Source organism: Mesorhizobium cantuariense (assembly GCF_042647205.1).
GTDB lineage: Bacteria > Pseudomonadota > Alphaproteobacteria > Rhizobiales > Rhizobiaceae > Mesorhizobium > Mesorhizobium cantuariense.
The window spans coordinates 6,593,652-6,612,396 of the sequence record NZ_JBHRVD010000001.1; the positions used below are offsets into that span (position 1 = coordinate 6,593,652).

General features: G+C 63.5%; 21 protein-coding genes. 4 read left to right on the forward strand and 17 right to left on the reverse strand.

Going from position 1 to position 18,745, the window contains the following annotated elements; translation table 11 throughout:
• Window positions 1-3 precede the first annotated feature (3 nt).
• From sdhA to ACFOJ9_RS32330, 4 genes are all read right to left on the reverse strand, one after another.
• On the reverse strand, window positions 4-1,842 hold the full coding sequence (sdhA, locus tag ACFOJ9_RS32315) for a succinate dehydrogenase flavoprotein subunit (protein ID WP_378985214.1): 1,839 nt from the start codon (window positions 1,840-1,842) through the stop codon (window positions 4-6).
• A gap of 1 nt (window position 1,843) precedes the next feature.
• On the reverse strand, window positions 1,844-2,239 hold the full coding sequence (gene sdhD / locus ACFOJ9_RS32320) for a succinate dehydrogenase, hydrophobic membrane anchor protein (protein WP_378985216.1): 396 nt from the start codon (window positions 2,237-2,239) through the stop codon (window positions 1,844-1,846).
• Between the two features lie 2 nt (window positions 2,240-2,241).
• The gene (gene sdhC / locus ACFOJ9_RS32325) at window positions 2,242-2,661 is read right to left on the reverse strand and encodes a succinate dehydrogenase, cytochrome b556 subunit (RefSeq protein ID WP_378985218.1); all 420 of its coding nucleotides are present in this window, start codon (window positions 2,659-2,661) and stop codon (window positions 2,242-2,244) included.
• A 257-nt stretch (window positions 2,662-2,918) separates the two neighbouring features.
• Window positions 2,919-3,293, reverse strand: a complete 375-nt coding sequence (locus tag ACFOJ9_RS32330) for a hypothetical protein (protein WP_378985220.1) — start codon at window positions 3,291-3,293, stop codon at window positions 2,919-2,921.
• 287 nt (window positions 3,294-3,580) lie between these two features.
• Here ACFOJ9_RS32330 and ACFOJ9_RS32335 point away from each other — a divergent pair, with 287 nt between their 5' ends.
• Window positions 3,581-3,943, forward strand: a complete 363-nt coding sequence (locus ACFOJ9_RS32335; RefSeq protein WP_378985222.1) for a hypothetical protein — start codon at window positions 3,581-3,583, stop codon at window positions 3,941-3,943.
• Here ACFOJ9_RS32335 and ACFOJ9_RS32340 read toward each other — a convergent pair.
• From ACFOJ9_RS32340 to leuC, 3 genes are all read right to left on the reverse strand, one after another.
• On the reverse strand, window positions 3,927-5,135 hold the full coding sequence (locus ACFOJ9_RS32340; protein WP_378985224.1) for a GGDEF domain-containing protein: 1,209 nt from the start codon (window positions 5,133-5,135) through the stop codon (window positions 3,927-3,929). The two genes, ACFOJ9_RS32335 and ACFOJ9_RS32340, sit on opposite strands and share 17 nt — an antisense overlap.
• Before the next feature lie 75 nt (window positions 5,136-5,210).
• Window positions 5,211-6,407, reverse strand: coding sequence for a GGDEF domain-containing protein (locus ACFOJ9_RS32345; protein WP_378985226.1), 1,197 nt, complete (start codon window positions 6,405-6,407; stop codon window positions 5,211-5,213).
• Window positions 6,408-6,567: 160 nt separating this feature from the next.
• Window positions 6,568-7,977: a 3-isopropylmalate dehydratase large subunit gene (gene leuC, locus ACFOJ9_RS32350; protein WP_378985228.1), complete on the reverse strand. Its 1,410-nt coding sequence runs from the start codon at window positions 7,975-7,977 to the stop codon at window positions 6,568-6,570.
• 732 nt (window positions 7,978-8,709) lie between these two features.
• Between leuC and ACFOJ9_RS32355 the strand changes: the two genes are divergently transcribed.
• Window positions 8,710-10,002: an IS4 family transposase gene (locus ACFOJ9_RS32355; protein ID WP_378979481.1), complete on the forward strand. Its 1,293-nt coding sequence runs from the start codon at window positions 8,710-8,712 to the stop codon at window positions 10,000-10,002.
• Between the two features lie 45 nt (window positions 10,003-10,047).
• Here ACFOJ9_RS32355 and ACFOJ9_RS32360 read toward each other — a convergent pair whose 3' ends face one another.
• The 6 genes from ACFOJ9_RS32360 to rplS form a co-directional block, all read right to left on the reverse strand.
• Window positions 10,048-10,683 carry a class I SAM-dependent DNA methyltransferase gene (locus ACFOJ9_RS32360; RefSeq protein ID WP_378985230.1) on the reverse strand — a complete coding sequence of 212 codons (636 nt, stop codon included), beginning with the start codon at window positions 10,681-10,683 and terminating at the stop codon, window positions 10,048-10,050.
• 56 nt (window positions 10,684-10,739) lie between these two features.
• Window positions 10,740-11,549 carry an amino acid ABC transporter permease gene (locus tag ACFOJ9_RS32365; protein WP_378985232.1) on the reverse strand — a complete coding sequence of 270 codons (810 nt, stop codon included), beginning with the start codon at window positions 11,547-11,549 and terminating at the stop codon, window positions 10,740-10,742.
• A gap of 242 nt (window positions 11,550-11,791) precedes the next feature.
• The gene (locus ACFOJ9_RS32370) at window positions 11,792-12,589 is read right to left on the reverse strand and encodes a transporter substrate-binding domain-containing protein (protein WP_378985234.1); all 798 of its coding nucleotides are present in this window, start codon (window positions 12,587-12,589) and stop codon (window positions 11,792-11,794) included.
• A 175-nt stretch (window positions 12,590-12,764) separates the two neighbouring features.
• Window positions 12,765-13,259 carry a MarR family winged helix-turn-helix transcriptional regulator gene (locus tag ACFOJ9_RS32375; RefSeq protein WP_378985236.1) on the reverse strand — a complete coding sequence of 165 codons (495 nt, stop codon included), beginning with the start codon at window positions 13,257-13,259 and terminating at the stop codon, window positions 12,765-12,767.
• Window positions 13,256-13,690, reverse strand: coding sequence for an organic hydroperoxide resistance protein (locus tag ACFOJ9_RS32380; RefSeq protein ID WP_378985238.1), 435 nt, complete (start codon window positions 13,688-13,690; stop codon window positions 13,256-13,258). Before ACFOJ9_RS32380 ends, ACFOJ9_RS32375 begins: the two co-directional genes overlap by 4 nt.
• Window positions 13,691-13,829: 139 nt before the next feature.
• Window positions 13,830-14,378 carry a 50S ribosomal protein L19 gene (rplS, locus tag ACFOJ9_RS32385; protein ID WP_378985240.1) on the reverse strand — a complete coding sequence of 183 codons (549 nt, stop codon included), beginning with the start codon at window positions 14,376-14,378 and terminating at the stop codon, window positions 13,830-13,832.
• 328 nt (window positions 14,379-14,706) lie between these two features.
• Here rplS and ACFOJ9_RS32390 point away from each other — a divergent pair, with 328 nt between their 5' ends.
• The gene (locus ACFOJ9_RS32390; protein ID WP_378985242.1) at window positions 14,707-15,459 is read left to right on the forward strand and encodes a sulfite exporter TauE/SafE family protein; all 753 of its coding nucleotides are present in this window, start codon (window positions 14,707-14,709) and stop codon (window positions 15,457-15,459) included.
• Between the two features lie 83 nt (window positions 15,460-15,542).
• Here ACFOJ9_RS32390 and ACFOJ9_RS32395 read toward each other — a convergent pair whose 3' ends face one another.
• From ACFOJ9_RS32395 to rimM, 4 genes are all read right to left on the reverse strand, one after another.
• Entirely contained in the window at window positions 15,543-15,995 is a 453-nt protein-coding gene (locus ACFOJ9_RS32395) for a DUF2442 domain-containing protein (protein WP_378985244.1), read from the reverse strand.
• Window positions 15,988-16,233 carry a DUF4160 domain-containing protein gene (locus tag ACFOJ9_RS32400; RefSeq protein ID WP_378985246.1) on the reverse strand — a complete coding sequence of 82 codons (246 nt, stop codon included), beginning with the start codon at window positions 16,231-16,233 and terminating at the stop codon, window positions 15,988-15,990. The genes ACFOJ9_RS32395 and ACFOJ9_RS32400 overlap by 8 nt, the downstream gene beginning before the upstream one ends.
• Window positions 16,234-16,352: 119 nt before the next feature.
• The gene (trmD, locus tag ACFOJ9_RS32405; RefSeq protein ID WP_378985248.1) at window positions 16,353-17,054 is read right to left on the reverse strand and encodes a tRNA (guanosine(37)-N1)-methyltransferase TrmD; all 702 of its coding nucleotides are present in this window, start codon (window positions 17,052-17,054) and stop codon (window positions 16,353-16,355) included.
• Window positions 17,051-17,650 carry a ribosome maturation factor RimM gene (rimM, locus tag ACFOJ9_RS32410; RefSeq protein ID WP_378985250.1) on the reverse strand — a complete coding sequence of 200 codons (600 nt, stop codon included), beginning with the start codon at window positions 17,648-17,650 and terminating at the stop codon, window positions 17,051-17,053. The genes trmD and rimM overlap by 4 nt, the downstream gene beginning before the upstream one ends.
• 129 nt (window positions 17,651-17,779) lie before the next feature.
• Here rimM and ACFOJ9_RS32415 point away from each other — a divergent pair, with 129 nt between their 5' ends.
• A complete protein-coding gene (locus tag ACFOJ9_RS32415; RefSeq protein ID WP_378985252.1) occupies window positions 17,780-18,718 on the forward strand; it encodes a tyrosine recombinase XerC in 939 nt (312 codons plus the stop codon).
• Window positions 18,719-18,745 lie beyond the last annotated feature (27 nt).

Genomic DNA, 18,745 nt, shown 5'->3' on the forward strand with positions numbered 1-18,745 from the left:
TCCTCAATACACCCTGGCCTTCGGCGCGATCTTGGCGAGGCTGATGCCGCCGTCCTTTTCCGCCAGCTGCGGCTCGGTGTGCACCGGCCGATAGGAGAGCGTCACCTTGCCGTCTTCGCTCAGCCTGGCCAGCGTGTGCTTGCGCCAATTGGCGTCGTCGCGGGCGGAAAAGTCTTCCCGCGCGTGCGCGCCACGGCTCTCCTTGCGCGCCTCGGCGCTGTAGACAGTGGTGATGGCGTTGGCCATCAGGTTTTCCAGCTCCAGCGTCTCGACCAGATCGGAGTTCCAGATCATCGAGCGGTCGTACACTCTGACATCCTTGAGCTCGCCCCAGATCTGCGAAACGCGCTTGCAGCCGTTTTCGAGCGATTCTTGCGTGCGGAACACGGCGGCGTCTTCCTGCATCGCCTTCTGCATCCTCTCGCGCAGCACCGCCGTCGGCGTCGAGCCATTGGCGTGGCGCAACCGGTCGAAGCGGTCCATGATCTTTTCGACCGAGGCTTCATTGGGCGAAGGGATCGCCGACTTGCGGTCGATGACCTGGCCGGCCCGGATCGCCGCCGCGCGGCCGAACACCACAAGATCGATCAGCGAATTCGAACCCAGCCGATTGGCGCCATGCACGGAGGCACAGCCGGCCTCGCCGACAGCCATCAGGCCGGGCGACACCTGGTCGGGATTGAGTGACGTCGGGTTGAGCACCTCGCCCCAATAGTTGGTCGGCACGCCGCCCATATTGTAGTGCACCGTCGGCAGCACCGGGATCGGCTCCTTGGTCAGGTCGACGCCGGCAAAGATTTTTGCTGACTCCGAAATGCCTGGGAGCCTTTCGTGCAAGACAGCCGGATCGAGGTGATCGAGATGCAGGAAGATATGGTCCTTGTTCTTGCCGACGCCGCGGCCCTCGCGGATCTCCAGCGTCATGCAGCGCGAGACGACGTCGCGTGAGGCAAGGTCCTTGGCCGACGGCGCGTAGCGTTCCATGAAGCGCTCGCCCTCGGAGTTGACGAGATAGCCGCCCTCGCCGCGCGCGCCCTCGGTGATCAGGCAGCCGGCGCCATAGATGCCGGTCGGGTGGAACTGCACGAACTCCATGTCCTGCAGCGGAAAGCCGGCACGCGCGGCCATGCCGCCGCCGTCGCCGGTACAGGTGTGCGCCGAGGTCGCCGAGAAATAGGTGCGGCCATAGCCGCCGGTCGCCAGCACCACCATCTTGGCGGAGAAGCGGTGGATGGTGCCATCATCGAGGTTCCAGGCGACGACGCCGGTGCAGGTGCCGTCCGGCTCCATGATCAGGTCGAGCGCGAAATACTCGATGAAGAACTGCGCGTTGTTCTTCAGCGACTGGCCGTAAAGCGTGTGCAGGATGGCGTGGCCGGTACGGTCGGCGGCCGCACAGGTGCGCTGCACCGGCGGGCCTTCGCCATAATTCATCATGTGGCCGCCGAACGGCCGCTGGTAGATCTTGCCCTCTTCGGTGCGCGAAAACGGCACGCCGTAATGCTCGAGCTCGTAGACCGCGGCCGGCGCTTCGCGCACCAGGTACTCCATGGCGTCGACATCGCCCAGCCAGTCCGAGCCCTTGACGGTGTCGTACATGTGCCACTGCCAGGAATCGGGGCCCATGTTGGACAGCGAGGCGGCAATGCCGCCCTGCGCCGCCACCGTGTGCGAGCGGGTCGGGAACACCTTGGTGATGCAGGCGGTGCGCAGGCCCTGTTCGGCCATGCCGAGCGTGGCGCGCAGGCCGGCACCGCCGGCGCCGACGACCACCACGTCGAACTTGTGGTCGACAAAGGTATAGGCGGAAGCCTTGTTGGCTGATTTCGCGTCCTTGGCCAACTCAGCCTCCGAATGCCAGCTTGAGCAGGGCGAAGATCGAGGCGACGCCGACCGCTATGGTGAAAAATGTATTGAGCGCGATCAGCGCCAGCTTCATGCCTTCGCCATGCACGTAATCCTCGATGATCGCCTGCATGCCGAGCCGCATATGGGTGAGCCCGGAAATGAGCACCAGGGCCATCACCAGCGCCACGAACGGATTGGCGAGCGCGGCCCGCACATGCGCATGGTCGGCGCCGTTGAGCGCGATCAGGAAACCAACGAAGAACAGTATCAGCGGGATGTTGGCGATCGCGGTCAGGCGCTGGCGCCAGAAATGTCGGGTGCCCTCGCGGGCGGACCCGAGGCCGCGGACCTTCGCCAGCGGCGTGCGCATGTCTGACTTGTTGCCACTCATGATCAGGCTCCCCGCGCCATATAGCCGGCGATCCAGATCAGCAGCGTGAGCAGGATCGAGCCGGCCAGCGTCGCCCAGGCGATCTTCGAGGCCGTGTGCTTCTCGAGGCCCGCGCCAGTATCCCAGACCAGATGGCGCACGCCACCCAGCATGTGGTGCATCAGCGCCCAGGTGTAGCCGAACAGGATCAACCGGCCGAGCCAGGTGCCGAAGGCCCAGTTGACCCAGTCAAACGTCGCCTGCGAGCTTGCCGCCGCCATCAGCCACAGGGCGACCAGCAGCGTGCCGAAATACAGTGCGCCACCGGTGATGCGATGGATGATCGACATCGTCATGGTGATCGGCATGCGATATACGGTCAGGTGCGGCGAAAGCGGCCGTTCACGTCTGGCAAATTCGCGGGTGGCTGGTGATTTGCTCATGGCTCCCCCAGTTCGGCGTCTCTGGAGCCTCAGGTGGAAATGCGGCATTGCCGCTTCCGGTTGCGACTTCGGACAGCCGGTTTCTAATGCTCTTTTTGCACCGCGTCAAAGCCAGAAAACCGTTTCGAAAACGTAATTTAATCTGACTAAAAGGCAGGCTCGAGCTTCAATCGATTAGGGACTCATGGCCTGAAGCCGGCTCGATATCGCTGCAGTGCAGCATGTCTGGTCCAAAGCCCGGGCGTTCGAGATTCGCGTTAGCGCTTGCAGGTCACCGGCGTCGACCCGGCCTTCATGACCAGCGCTTCGCGGCCATCGATCACAATCGCGTCATGCGCCTGCTCGTAACGGCTGTTCTGGTTGGCCGGCGAGGCCTGCAGATCCTCGCTGGCGCCGTCGGCACCGACGACATGCACCGAGGTGCCGAGATTCTCGATGGTCATCCTGCCGCCGTCGGCACAGCTGTAGGTCGCGGTGCGCGGCTGCGGCGCGGTCACGTCGGTGACAACCCCACCTGCCGACGGCGCCGGCACCCGCAACACCGACGCGGCGGCCTTGTTGCCGGCCTTGGGCTCGTTGTTCTGCGGCACGCAGGCGATGGCGATCAAAAGCGGCAAAAGGGCTAGCGTCATCCGAAGCGTCCGGCGTAGCGCCATATGTTGTCCTCCCGCGCGGCGAATCAGCCACGATGTGCTTTGCCAAGATCAAGGTCATCCCGACGCCGAGCGGACGCCGGCCGCGATGGTGCGGCCAAGCATGGCCGAATGATGGCCAGCGGGTTTTCCATCCAGTCGGATATTAACGGATATTAACCATGTTTACCGAGACATCGCCGCGAAGTGCATCAGCCTCTTAACAAAGGTTAAGAAAACGTTAATTTCCGATTCGAGGAGGCCTTCCTCAGGATACGGAGGACGCCATGCGTTCGAATTCGGGCAGATCGCGCCTTGTGGCGCTCATAGTGGCGGCCTCGGTCGTTGGCCTTGCAGCGCCGGCGTTCGCCGGCGCGCGGCATCAGGATCGCGTCTACGCCGATTCCTTCGGCAATCTCGTCATCGACAGCGCCGCCGGCTACAAGCGCATCCTTGTCGGCGAAGGCAGGCTGGCCAAGCAACTCTCCGACTACACCAGCGCCGGCCAGCCCAAGGTGATCTACGAGAACGAAGCCGACGAGATATCAGGCTACGGCGATTGCTACCGGCCGCCGGTGCTGGTGAAGGGCCGCTCCTATATGTACGGTCTCTCCGACGGCGAGATGCCTGAGCTCAGCCCCTGCCGCTAGCCTCGATACCGGCTGACGACCAGTTGCCTGCCGGCCCGGCGGAGACGCGCACGCAATCGCGCCCGGCATTCTTCGCCTGATAGAGCGCCTGGTCGGCGCGCCGCATCAGATCGGCAAAGTCTTCGCTCGGATGAAGTTCGGCGACGCCGAAGCTCGCGGTGCAGCGGTTGTCCGCCGGCAGTCCGTCGATGGGCAGCGCGCCGAAGGCGCTGCGCGTGCCCTCGGCGAACAGCCGGGCGGCGGCAAGGTTGGTTCCCGGCAGGATGATGGCGAATTCCTCGCCGCCAATGCGGCCGGCGACATGATGCGCGGCGGCGGCCTCGCGCAGGAAGCCCGCAAAAGTCTCGATCACCCGGTCGCCGGACGCATGGCCGAAACTGTCGTTGACGCTCTTGAAATGATCGAGATCGGCGATGACGAGCGCGACCGGCACGCCTTGCCGCATCGCGCCAAGCACCGCCAGTTCGGCATGGCGGGTGAAGCCGCCGCGGTTGAGCAGGCGCGAAAGCGTGTCCGTCTCCGATTTCGACGTCACCTCGGCGAGCACGTCGCGAACCAGGATGGCCAGCATCAGCAGCGCCAGCGCCAACGCAAAGACAGTGCCGAGCGACTGTGACACCAGCGCGTAGTTGCTTTGCAGATAGGCTTGCGGATTGGCGCCCCAACCGCCAAGCGCATGCGCGATAAACGGCTTGGAGGCAAATTGCAGGCCGCTCGCCGCCAGCACGGCCATCAATATGCGATCGAGACGGGCGGGCCTTTGCCTCGATGACAAGACAATGGCCAGCCCGATGAACTGCATGACCGCATAGGGAAGCTGGTAGGCCATCATGCGGACCAGCGATTGGCGCGGCAGGTCCTGCACGAAATACACAGCTGCGGTGGTGGCGACCAGGAACAACAGCATCGGCTTCCAGGGCGGCGCCACGCCGTATTTGCGGGCAAGCCCGCCATTGAACGCAATGGTGGCGCCAAGGAAGACCGCGAAGGCGGCAACGACCGGAAGCCGCGCGTCGGCGAAAGCGGGAATGCTGAATTCGATGGCCGAATAGGCCATGCCCAGCAGATAGCCTGACGCCAGCCAGCGCGCCGGCGCGCGGCCGACATCATGGAAGGCGACCGCCATGAAGGATGCCGCCAGCAGGCCGGCAACCGACAAATTGATCAACAGTATGAAATTGGCGCCGCCCATGTTCTTCCCGCCCGCGCCAATAGCTAAGCATCGACGGGCGAAGAAGACGTTAACGCCGACCTCGCCGGACGGGATTCAGCCCACCTTGAGCGGCTCCGGCACGAACGCCGTTTCCGGCCGCTCATAGGACAGGCGCACGCTGTCGCGGCCGTTCCTCTTGGCCTTGTAGAGCGCGTCGTCGGCACGGCGCATCAGCGGCTCCAGGGCCTCGTCGCCGCTGCGGGCCGCCACACCGAAGCTGGCTGTCACCTTCGTGCCAGCAGGAAGTCCATCGACATGGCCGGCCGAATAGAGCGTGCGCACCGCCTCGGCGAACAGCCGCGCGGCGGCGAGATCGCTGAGCGGCAGCAGCACCGCGAATTCCTCGCCGCCGATACGCCCGGCAACACCGCGCGCGCCCGCCGCCGACCGAAGCTTGGCGGCGAAGTCGGCGATCACACGGTCGCCCGCCGCATGCCCGTGCACATCGTTGAGCGCCTTGAAATGATCGAGATCGGCCAGCACCAGCGCGACCGGGAACCGGGCCGTGGCGCAGTGCCGCAGCAGCAGCATGCCTCGCTCCTCGAAGCCACGCCGGTTGAGCAGGCCTGATAGCGGATCGGTATAGGTCTCGGTCTTCAGTGCCTTCATCACGTCGAGGGCAGCGGCGGAGAACAGGCACAGTGCAATGAGCAGCGACAGCAGAGCATGCGACAGCAGCGCCGTCGTCCAGTAGGACGAGCCATAGAACCCGTCATAACTGGTGAAGGGCCCGTGCGCGATGACGACGACAAGGGTGCGCACGAAGAAGTTGACGCTCGACAGCAGCGACAGCACGAACAGGATTTTTTCGGTCGGACCGTTGTTGCGCACCGGGCGCAGTTCGGCGGCGACCAGGAGGCTGATCCCGCCGAAAGCGAAATTCATCGCCAGGATGCGCCAGGTGAGATCCGGCGCGACGAACAGGAACCAGCACAGCGACGCCAGGCCGCCGCCCGCCAGCACGCCGATCCCCACATAAGGCACCTTGCGGCCATAGCGGTGGACGATGGCGCTGGACAGGCAGCAGCCGGCGACGGTGAAGCAGATGTTGGACGCCAGCTTGGTCAGCGGCATGCCGATGGGCAAGGTGAAATACTGAAGCAGGAAGCCGACCGCCGAGAGACTGTAGCTGGTCGCCAGCACGGCCAGATAAGGGCGGTGGCGTTGATAGGACCATAGCACGAGGAACGCGGCGCCGAGCGCCAACGCGATCGTCGGGTTGAGCAACGCTATGAGCAGACCCGTGTCCAAACGACTGTAATTTCCCCGCTTACGTCAGGGAAGAGCTTAGAGCGCAAGCCCAAACAAGCGGTTAAGCGAAAGCGAATATGTAGACGAACCGGATGAAAAAGGCCCCGGAGCCGCAAGGCGGTCCGAGGCCTCGTATGTGTTCGAAGCTGGGCGCTCCGGACTACTTCCACTCGCGGATGTCGACGAAGTGGCCGGCGATCGCCGCCGCCGCCGCCATCGCCGGCGACACCAGATGGGTGCGGCCCTTGAAACCTTGCCGGCCCTCGAAATTGCGGTTCGAGGTCGAGGCGCAGCGCTCATGCGGCTTCAGCCGGTCGTCATTCATGGCAAGGCACATCGAGCAGCCCGGCTCGCGCCAGTCGAAGCCGGCGGCGATAAAGATCTTGTCGAGGCCTTCGGCTTCCGCCTGTTCCTTGACCAGGCCGGAGCCCGGCACGATCATCGCATCGACATGCGGGCTGACCGTCTTGCCTTCGACCACCTTGGCGACAGCGCGCAGATCCTCGATACGGCCATTGGTGCAGGAACCGATGAAGACGCGGTCGAGCGTGATGTCGGTGATCTTGGTTCCCGGCGTCAGCCCCATATAGTCGAGCGCGCGCTGCTTGGAGGTGCGCTTGTTCTCATCGGTGATGTCTTCCGGGTTCGGCACGATGCCTTGCACCGACACGACATCCTCGGGCGAAGAACCCCAGGAGACGATCGGCGGCAGCTTGGCCGCGTCGAGCACGATCACCTTGTCGAAATGCGCGCCCTCGTCGGACTGCAGCGTCTTCCAGTATTCGAGTGCCGCATCCCAGGACGCACCCTTCGGGGCGCGAGGCTTGTCCTTGACGTAGGCGAAGGTTGTCTCGTCGGCGGCGATCAGGCCGGCGCGCGCGCCGCCTTCGATCGACATGTTGCAGATCGTCATGCGGCCCTCCATCGACAGCGCACGGATCGCCTCGCCGGCATATTCGATGACATAGCCGGTGCCGCCGGCGGTGCCGATCTCGCCGATGATGGCGAGGATGATGTCCTTGGCGGTGATGCCTTCCGGCAACTGGCCGTCGACACGCACCAGCATGTTCTTGGCCTTGCGCTGGATCAGCGTCTGCGTCGCCAGCACATGCTCGACCTCGGACGTGCCGATGCCGTGCGCCAGCGCGCCGAAGGCGCCATGCGTCGAGGTGTGGCTGTCACCGCAGACGATGGTCATGCCGGGCAAGGTGAAACCCTGCTCGGGGCCGATGATGTGGACGATGCCCTGGCGGATATCGTTTTCGGAATAATATTCGACGCCGAAATCCTTGGCGTTCCTGGCCAACGCCTCGACCTGGATGCGGCTTTCCTCGTTCTTGATGCCGAACTTGCGCTCGGGCGAGGTCGAGACATTGTGATCGACCACGGCCAGCGTCTTTTCCGGATGCCGGACTTTGCGGCCGGTCATGCGCAGGCCTTCGAAGGCCTGCGGGCTGGTCACTTCATGGACGAGGTGGCGGTCGATGTAGAGCAGGCAGGTGCCGTCGTCCTGGCGGTCGACGACATGGTCGTCGAAAATCTTGTCGTAGAGGGTGCGCGGTGCGCTCATGTGCGTAAATCCGTCGATATGAGAATGGGAAAGAGCAGACGCCTGACTTTCGGCCCGGCGAAACGACCCGAACAGGTCGGCCTAGGGTAGTCGGCTGGTCAGCGCCCCGGACACGCGCGCGGAGAAGCGCGACGGCAGGCGTTTCCTGTCCTGCAGCACGAACCCCTTGTAGGCCGGATCGCCAAAAAGCTCTTCCATGGCGTGGCTCATACCAATGTTTTGGGTTTTCGGCAATTGCGGCGTGCGAGGCAGGACTTGGGTTCGTCGCCCTCACTTCCACACCTTCAGGGAGAGGAAGGGCACCAAGGTCGGCGAACTCGCGCTTTTCCTCTACCCCGTCGATCGGGGGAGAGGTGGCGAGCGAAGCTCGACGGAGTGGGGGTCGATCTTTCATCGAAGCAATGCTTCCGCCTGATTACTGCTTGCCTGAGTCTTCTTGCTCGCCGGGTTGCGGCTGTCTTGCGGCGGCGGCGCGATTGACGAGCGGCTTCCCCCACTCCGTCGCTGCTTCGCAGCGCCACCTCTCCCCCGATCGACGCTAGGGCATATACATATCTCGGTGCGGCGGATTGACTCGCCTTGGCTGGGTCGGATTCCGCGAATGCCTGAGGTATGATTTTTTCTGCGACGGTCTGATTTGCAAGGATTGTCGCCGATGTCGTGCCCGTCGTGGTCATTAGGTTTGTTTGGAGATCGCCGCCTCGATAAAGGGGGGCGTCGCTGCTCCAAGGCATGGTGCTGCGCGAAACGGTGTGCTTGCGCCAGCTTTCTGGCGGCAACCATTCCGAGGAGATCCGCTATGGGCGCTTTCTCGGCAATGATGCGGTGACGGTCGAGCGGGTGATTGAAGGCTGGAGCCAACCGACGCGGGTTGCAGTGGACGGCCGGCATGTTTTGGCGCTGCAAGACACCAGCGAGATCAGATTCCCAACGACGCAGGACAACCGGCGCGATCTTGGCAGGATCAAGAAGGGCAATTGCTGGGGCATGCTGCTGCATCCGATGCTCGCCCTTGATGCCGAGCGCGGTTCTTGCCTTGGTCTTGTGGGCGGGCGGGTTTGGACACGGGGCGATGAAGAGCTGCCACCGCACGCTGATCGCTCGTTGAGCGAGAAGGAATCGTGCCGCTGGGTCGAAACCGCGCAAGCGGCCAAGCCAGTGCTGGCCCGGGCCCGTATGGTCACTTTCATCGCCGATCGTGAGAGTGACTTTTATATGATGTGGGCGCGTGTGCCGGATGGCTCTTTCCACGTGCTGACACGCGTCATGCATGACCGCGCACTGCTTTCGGGCACAACGCTGCGCCGTGCCGTGCAGGAGGTGGCGTTCAGTGACACCCAGGTGATCGAGCTGCGCGAACGGGCCGACCGCCCGGCGCGTCGAGCCGAGCTTTGCTTGCGCTTTGGCGAAGCCACGATCCGGCGGCCGGGCAACCTGCGCGAGGCCAACCTGCCCAAAGGCGTGACGCTGCGCTGGGTCGAAGTCATCGAGACGGCTGCGCCCGCCGACGTGGAGCCGCTTCACTGGCTGCTGCTGACCACCCATGCGGTGGCCACACCCTCCCAGGCCTGGCAGATCGTCGACTGGTACAAGCAGCGCTGGGTCATCGAGCAGTTCTTCCGGGTGATGAAGAGCCAAGGCTTGAAGATCGAAGACAGCCAGCTGCAATCGGCCGCGCGCTTGGAAAAGCTCGTCGCCATCGCCGCCAAGGCCGCCATCATCGTCATGCAGCTCGTGCAGGCCCGCAATGGCCAAGGCGATCAACAGGCGAGCCTCGCCTTCACGTCCAACGAGATCGATACGCTCTCGGCGATCGAGACACGCTTCAAGGGCAAGACGCGGCTGCAATCCAATCCCTACCCCAAAAACTCACTCGCATGGGCGGCCTGGATCATCGCAAGGCTCGGCGGCTGGAACGGTTATGCCTCCTCAAGGCCACCAGGCCCTATCACCTTCTACAACGGCTTGGCCTACTTCCGTGCCTGTGCCGATGGTTGGGCCTTGCGAGATGTGTATATGCCCTAGCCTCCGGAGGGAGAGGAAGGGAGCCAAGGTCGGCGAACTCGCGGCTCAAACCACCTCGAAAACAAAGGTCTTCACCAAGGCGTCAGGCTCTGCAATCGCATAGCATCGGAACCACGGGCTTTCCTCGACCGCCCGCCATTTTTTCGCCTGTTCCAACTCGTCGAACACCGCCTGAAAGCCGCCGCTTTCGAACACCTGGTCGCGCACGGTGAAGATGGCATGGCCGCCCTTGCGGGTGATGCGCACCAGCTCGTGCAGGCCGGATGCCGGCGCATGGCTGATGGTGAACACGCCGGTTGAGAAGAAGGCGCGGAAATGCCCGTCCGGCCAAGGCAGCGGTCCGCCCAGCATCGCCTGTTTCAGCTCGTTGTAGGCATTGCGGCTGCCGGCGATCTTCAGCATGTCGTCGGACAGGTCGAGCCCGGCAATGTTGTGGTAGCCCAACGCCTTCAGCGACGGCCCCGACAGGCCGGTGCCGCAGCCGGCATCGAGCAAGGGGGCATCGCCCGCCGGCACATGGCGCGCCACCCAGGCGGTGATCAGGAACGGCAGGAGATATCCGAGCGAGGCGGTCTCGCTGTCATAGGTCGCGGCCCATGCGGCATAGGCCTCTGCAAGCGCTTCCAGCGTGTCGGCGGTATAAACGGAATCCAGCGCCGCATTGGCTTTGTCGACGATCATGGGACCTCCTCAACGAAATATGCCGACAAGGATCGTAGGCTGTCTTGACCCGAAAACTATTCCTCGTGCTGACGGCGCAACCGCCCTTCCAGCGCCCGCAAGGCCAAGGAAAGGCCTACCGTCAGGATGAGATAGATATAGGCGACGATCGAATAGGTCTCGAAGAAGCGGAACGAGCCGGCTGCATAGACCTTGCCCATCTGCGTGATGTCGGCGACGCCGAGCACCGAGACCAGCGAGGAATCCTTGACCAGAGCGACGAAATCATTGCCGAGCGGCGGCAGGATGGTGCGGATCGCTTGCGGGAACACGATCAGCCGGAAGCGTTGCGCCCGGCTCAGCCCGAGCGCCTTTGCCGCTTCGATCTGGCCCTTCTCCACCGCCTGGATACCGGCACGGAAAACCTCCGAGATGAAAGCCGAATAGCCGATGGTCAGCGCCATGATGGCGCGCCACAGCAGCGACACGTCACGCACCAGCAACTCGCCGAACAGGCCGGCGCTTTGCAACGGCGCGGTCAGCGCGTTCCAGGCCGCGACGAAGGCCGGCGCGCCGGCAAAAGCGATCCAGAACAACAGCACCAGGATCGGCACGCCGCGGATGATCTCGACATAGAAACGGGCAATCTGGCGCAGCCAGCGCGAACCCGACATTCCCATCAGTGCGATGCCGAGGCCAATGGCTGACGCCAGCACAAAGGCGATCACGGTGACGAAGATGGTGATACCGATGCCCTTGGCGACGGTGGCGAAGACCTGGGCGTAGAGGTTGCTGGTGGCAACGAAGACGGCCACCGCGATCGCGATGGCTACGGCCACGACGAGCCACCACGGGAAGTCGGCTTTTGAGGAAGATGCGGGAGGCATCAAAAGGATTGCGCCAAGGCACCCCCCTCTGGCCTGCCGGCCATCTCCCCCGCAAGGGGGGAGATCAGATGTCGCGACTGCTTTAGCCAATTTCCCGCGCCGAAAAACAAGCGGTGAAGCCGAAGCTGCCAATCTCCCCCCTTGCGGGGGAGATGTCCGGCAGGACAGAGGGGGGTGTTCAAGCGCAGAGTCAGCGCGATTTCCTGCTCATAACCGTCACGCAACCCTCGCGACAAGACGAACTACTGTCCCATCTTGTAGTCAAGGAACCACTTCTTGTTCAGCGCATCGAGCGTCCCGTCCGCCTTGAGCGCCGCGATTGCCGCGTTGACCGGCTTCACCAGATCCGAACCCTTCGGGAAGATAAAGCCAAAATCCTCGGTGCCGAGCGGTCCGCCGATCAGCTTCAGCTTGCCCTCGGAGGCATCGACATAGCCCTTCCCGGCGGTGCCGTCGGTCAGCACGACATCGACGTCGCCTGATTTCAGCGCCTGCACCGTCGCGCCGAACGTCTCGAACAGTTTGATGCGCGGGTTCTGCTCATTGCCGTCGAGCACGCTGTAGACGGCGGTATAGAAGGGCGTGGTGCCGGCCTGCGCGCCGATCAGCCCGTCCTTGAAGGCGCCGAAGGTCTTGGCGTCGGTGAAGCGGCTTTCATCGCCGCGCACCAGCATGAACTGTTCCGAGCGCATATAGGGGTCGGAGAAATCCACCTTCTCCTTGCGGTCGTCCTTGATGGTGATGCCGGTCATGCCGATATTGTACTGGTTGTCGGAAACCGCCTGGATCATCGCGTCCCACGAGGTGTTCTGGTACTCGACAGAAAAATTCAGCCGCTTGGCGATCTCGTTCATCGCGTCATATTCCCAGCCGATCTGTTTGCCGGTCTTGGCATCGATGAACTGCAGCGGCGGATAGGCATTCTCGGTCACCACCACTACCTTCTTGCCGCCGAGATCGGGAAGCGCTTGCGCGAAGGCGGCGACGGGCGCCAGGATGAGGGCAAGCAAGCCGGCCAGCAGCAGTTTCGATTTGGTCATGACACACTCCCCGGAAATAAAAGGACCCGGGCACGGCCGGGCTTGCAGGAAAATCCGGCGCCGACTTTAGCTTTCCGCAAGCGTCACGCAAGACGGTCCGCTGCGTCAGCGCACCCGAAAGCGGATTTCGGTGCCTGCAATCCTGGGATTCCAGAACATTCCTTGCGATCCGCCGTCAATCGCGGTCCGCGGCGCCGGCTTCACGCAGACCGTCGATCAGTCGGGTCAAGGTGTGATGCAGGGATTTCAGCTCGTCGCCATCGAGCGGCGAATGACACCGCATCGCGGCCGACACCGCCTTGGCGCCCTCGCGCAGCGCCCGGCCGTGCTGTGTCGGTTCGACCAGCACCCGGCGCTCGTCGGCGGCATCGCGCCGGCGCGTGACCAGGCCGCTCGCCTCCAGGCGCTTGAGCAATGGCGTCAGCGTTGCCGAATCGAGCCCCAGCGCATCGCCGAGTTCGCCGACGGTGCGCGGTGCATGCTCCCACAGCGCCAGCATAGTCAGATATTGCGGATAGGTCAGGCCGAGCGGTTCGAGCAGCGGCCGGTAGAGCCGCGTCATCAGCCCGCTTGCCGAATAAAGGGCGAAGCACAGATGCTGGTCGAGCTTCGGGATCCCGGCGAAATCCGCCGGGACGTCGATGACATCGCTTGTCTGCTTCGTGGTCATGCTGCCTTTGCCGGAAGTGCCCTGGCCGAAAGCGCCACTTCGATATTGCCCTTGATGGCGTTGGAATAGGGGCAGATCTGGTGCGCTGCCGATACAAGCGCTTCCGTCGCCGCCTGATCAAGACCTTTCGTTTCCGCCGCCAGGGAAACGCCAAGCACAAATCCGCCCTGCGCATTGCTGTGCAGGCTGACACTCGCCGTCACCGAGGCATCCTGCAGCGGCAGTTTCTGCTTGCCGGCGATGAAGCGCATGGCGCTTTCGAAGCAGGCGGCATAGCCGGCGGCGAACAGCTGCTCGGGATTGGTGGCGCCGCCCTTGCCGCCCAACTCCTTCGGCATGGCAAGGTCGAGGCTGAGCAGGCCATCGTCGCTCTGGACATGGCCGGCGCGGCCGCCGACGGCGCGGGCTTGGGTGGAATACAATGCAGGCATTTCGCTTCTCCATTTAAATCGTACAAGATTGATTAGTACACGATGTAAATCGAGTCAATTACCCATGTCCTGCGCTGAGATCCTTCAAAACGAAAAAAGGCGGCTGAAGCCGCCTTTTTGAACATGCTCGTCAAAAATCTTATTCGGCGGTGGCTGCTTCCGCTGCCTTGGCGGCTTCAGCTGCCTCGGCGGCGGCCTTCTTCTCGGCGGCGTCCTGGGCGGCCTTCTCGATGGCCAGAGCCTCGGCGGCTGCCACCTTCTCGGCCTCGATGCGGGCCTTCTCGGCGTTCAGCGCATCGCGCTCCTCATCGTTCAGCTTGCGGGCGCGCACGCCGGTGTTTTCCGAAATACGGGCCGACTTGCCGCGACGATCGCGCAGATAGTAGAGCTTGGCGCGACGCACCTTGCCGCGGCGAACGATCTCGACGCCTTCGATCATCGGCGAGTAGACCGGGAACACGCGCTCGACGCCTTCGCCATAGGAGATCTTGCGAACGGTGAAGTTCTCCTGGAAGCCGGCGCCGGCGCGGGCGATGACAACGCCCTCATAAGCCTGGACGCGGGTGCGGGTGCCTTCGGTCACGCGGACCTGGACGCGCACGGTGTCGCCGGGCTGGAATTCGGGAAGCTTGCGCTTGGCTTCGATCTTGGCGGCCTGTTCGGCCTCGAGCTGACGGAGGATATCCATCTCAAAAGTCCACTTCTTGTTCTTCCGACAGTCAGAGCGTCCTACACTCGCCTTGCAGTTCCATGGACCGCTCGGCTATGCCCTTCGTCTCCAAGACATTTGTCTTCAAAACATCGGGCAGGGGCGACTACACCGTCATTGTTGACGGGTCCGGCAGATTCTTTCTGGCCGGTACGGGCGGGCACATACAGCTATTTCGCCGCTTTGTCACGCCTTGGCCGCGCATTTTCTGCTCGCATGGCACCATCGTAATCCTGCCGTGCCGGGTTGCGTCGGTTCTTCAGGCTTCCTAAGCCTGAAATAACACAGTTTTGAGCGGCCGCATTCCATGTCTGTCTTCGACGCCATCTTGCTGTTTCTAGCGGGCTTTCTGTCAGGCGCCGCCAATGCGGTCGCCGGTGGCGGCACCTTCATCACCTTCGGCGCCATGACACTGGTCGGCCTGCCGCCGATCGTCGCCAACGCCACCTCCTCGGTGACGCAGTTTCCAGGCTACATCACCTCGACCCTCGCCTACTCGGCCGATATCAGGCATTTCTGGCGCGGCGCGCTGCTGCTCTGCCTCATCTCCGCCGTCGGCGCGCTGGCCGGCGCGCTGATCCTGCTGGCGCTCGACAATCCGTCGTTTCGCGCCCTGGTGCCGTGGCTGCTGCTGGCCGCGACGGCCCTGTTTGCCGCTGGACCCTGGCTGAAGCCGGCGCCAAAACCGGGGCAGGAAGCGGCGGTGGGTTCGCTGGCCGGTTCCCTGGCGCAGTTCGTCACCGCCATCTACGGCGGCTTCTTCGGTGCCGGCATGGGCGTGATGATGCTGGCGACGCTTGGCCTGACCCAGGCCGGCGACTATCACCGGCTGAATGCGCTGAAGAACATGCTTGCCATGGTCATCGCCGCTGTCGCGATCGTCGTCTTCGTCTCGGGCGGCGTCGTCGCCTGGCCGCAGGCGATCATCATGATCCCGGGCGGCGCGCTCGGCGGCTATGCCGGCGTCTGGATCGCCAAACGCGTGCCACAAAACGCGGTGCGCGGCTTCGTCGTCGCGGTCGGTCGGTTTTTGGCCTTCTACTACTTCACGAAAAGCTGAACCGGATCACTTCGATTCCGATCCGATTCCGAAATGTCATCAACGCCAAGCACTGCTGGAGTCGAGTCAAATTAGCCATAGCCTCATCGTTCATCTGCCTTTTCTGCCAGATATCGAGCAGCCAAGGCTATCGAGTTCGGGATTGGAGCTGAACCCCTGTACATTGCGATCAGGCGTCGGGAAACGTCGAGTTGCAGCGCCATCCCGTCGAGCGAATACGATAGCTTATCCATGATTTGGCGGAACTCTCCGTTCTCCATTCCTACGGCAGGAAGCGTGGCAATCCAAACTGCGGAAAGCTCTATCCCGCCATCCCACTCAAGCGCCGTACCTTCGTCATTCACCCTCATCGTGGCGAAACTTTCTTCGTCGGTTCGAAGGGGAATAAAGTGGCGGTGACTATTCAGGACAGGGGCCAGGTCTACAGTTACCGAATTGCCGTTTCGCCAAGTCACGCGAACTCGACGATTGTCAATAATGGTGGCGGCCGCAATCCGAGGAAGCGGACGGCCTTTCGTGACGATCTCGTTATCCATTGATGCGTCTCCACTCATTGCGAAGCTCCGTTTCGTGCGTCCTTGCCCACTCCATGACAGCATCGAGATCACGCCGACGCATCGATCCCAGAAGTACCTCCCACGATCCGGTTATCAGGACTTCAAATTCTGCCTTGAGCGCATGGAAATGCGGTAGGCTATGGTCTGCAAAGACCTGAATTTTTATCCCATCGAAAGTGGCGATTGTCGGCATTTGGCCTGCCCTGTGATGAGCCATATTTAGTGCACTCCATGCACTAAATCAATCCTAAAGTGCAACCAATGCACTTTACGAGACCAGTTTTGTGGGTCTTCGGAGACGCCTTGGAGGGCACTTGCCCAAACACGGGGCTCTCCTTAATCGTTATTGGTCTTGCCGTTTTCCAACAGGTCCGGCCGTCGCGCTCTTGTCAACGCCTCTGACTCCGCCCGCCGCCAGGCAGCAATCTTCTTGTGATTGCCGGAAATCAGCACCACGGGGATCTCGCGGCCTTCAAACTCCTGCGGCCGCGTATAGTGCGGATGTTCCAGCAGGCGGTTTTCGAAACTCTCTTCCTCGCCCGACACCGCGTTTCCCATCACGCCGGGCAACAGCCGCACCACCGCGTCGAGCAGCACAAGGGCGGCCGGCTCACCGCCCGAGAGGATGAAATCGCCGATCGAGACTTCCTCTAATCCCCGCGCGTCGATCACCCGCTGGTCGACGCCTTCGAAGCGACCGCACAGGATGACAGCGCCCGGCCCGGCGGCCAGTTCGCGCACACGGCGCTGGGTCAGCGGCTTGCCGCGCGGGCTCATCAGCAGGCGCGGCCGTAGATCGCCCTCCGGCGAAGCGTGGTCGATGGCTTTCGCCAGCACGTCGGCGCGCATCACCATGCCGGCGCCGCCGCCGGCCGGCGTGTCGTCGACGGTGCGATGGCGATCGGTGGCGAAGTCACGGATCTGGATCGCCTCCAGCGACCACGTGCCGGCCTCGAGCGCCCGCCCGGCCAAAGATAGGCCGAGCGCACCCGGAAACATCTCGGGATAGAGCGTCAGCACGCAGGCGGAGAAGCTCACCGGTTGCCCCCGGCGTCGCTCGGTCCGCGCGGCCTGCCCTTCGGGTCGAAATCTTCCTCGCGCGGCGCATCGCCATCCTCGTCGTCGACAAGCCCGGCGGATGCCGGATCGACGCGGACGAAACCCTCGGCGACCGACACTTGCGGCACGGCGGCTTGCGTGAACGGGATCAGCACGCCCTTGCGCCCGCCCAGCGTCACATCGAGAATGTCGCCGCCGCCGAAATTGTGCACCGCGACGACCTTGCCGAGCGCGGCACCCGTGTCGTCCCGGACTTCGAGGCCGACGAGGTCGGCATGATAGAATTCGTCTTCTTCGCCGTCGTCCGGCAGCATCGAGCGATCGACGAACAGCTCCGTGCCGGCCAGCGCCTCGGCCGCGTTGCGGTCGGCGACACCCTTGAAGCGGACCACGACGACGGTGTTGGCGGGCCTGATGTCGATGATCTGGAAGGCGCGGCCGTCCCTGGCATAGAGCGGCCCGTAATCGGCCAGCGCCAGCGGCTCACCGGTGAAGGTCTTCACCCGCAATTCGCCCTTGATGCCATGGGCGGCGCCGATCACGGCCATCTGGACAGGGTTCTGGGGCTTGCTCATGGCGCGACATCCTTTGGCTTTGCTCTAACGCTCCCCGATTGTCATTTCAATGACGCGCTCTTCACCGCTTCCTAACCCGGCTGCCGGAAAATGGCCGGGCATGCATGAAACAAAGATGGGAAGCACGCCATGCAGGAATTCCTCATCCCGGCCAAGCCCGATCTCCAGGCGGCGCGCGAAAGCTGGCTGAAGATGTTGGCGCGCGAACGCCGGCTGTCGCCTGAAACCGTCGAAGCTTATGAGCGCGACACGCGCCAGTTCCTGCATTTCCTCACCGGCCATTGCGGCGGCTCGCCCGGCATTGCCGACATCGCCAATCTGCGCCCGGCCGATCTGCGCGGCTTCCTCGCCGCCCGTCGCAATGCCGGCGCCGGCGCCCGCACGCTTGGCCGGGGTCTCGCCGGCATCCGCTCGCTGCTGCGTTTCCTCGAGCGGCGCGGCCTTGCCAATGCGGCGGGTGCGGCCGCCCTGCGCGCACCGCGCCAGCCCAAATCGCTGCCCAAGCCGCTGACGGCGAGCGACGCCAAGCATATCGTTTCCATCGAAGGCCAATTGGCGGAGGAGCCGTGGATCGCGGCCCGCAACGCCGCCGTGCTGACACTGCTCTACGGCTCCGGCCTGCGCATTTCGGAGGCGCTTGGCCTGGCCGGCGCCGATCTGGCGTCGCCGGCCGACACCGTGCTGCGCGTCACCGGTAAGGGCGGCAAGACGCGACTAGTGCCGGTGCTGCCGGTGGCGCTACGCGCCATCGCCGAATATCGCCGGCTCTGCCCCTATCATCTCGACCCCAAGGGCCTGTTGTTTCGCGGCGCGCGCGGCGGACCGCTCAACCCGGCCATCGTCCAGCGCGACATGGCCAAGCTGCGCTCGGCGCTCAACCTGCCCGACACGGCGACACCGCATGCGCTGCGCCATTCCTTCGCCACGCATCTGCTCGGCCGTGGCGGCGACCTGCGCACCATCCAGGAGCTGCTGGGCCACGCCAGCCTGTCGACGACGCAGATCTACACCGGCGTCGACACCGCGAGGCTGCTCGAAATCTACGAATCAGCCCATCCACGGGCATGAACCCTTCAATTTTGCAGTGCCGGTTAA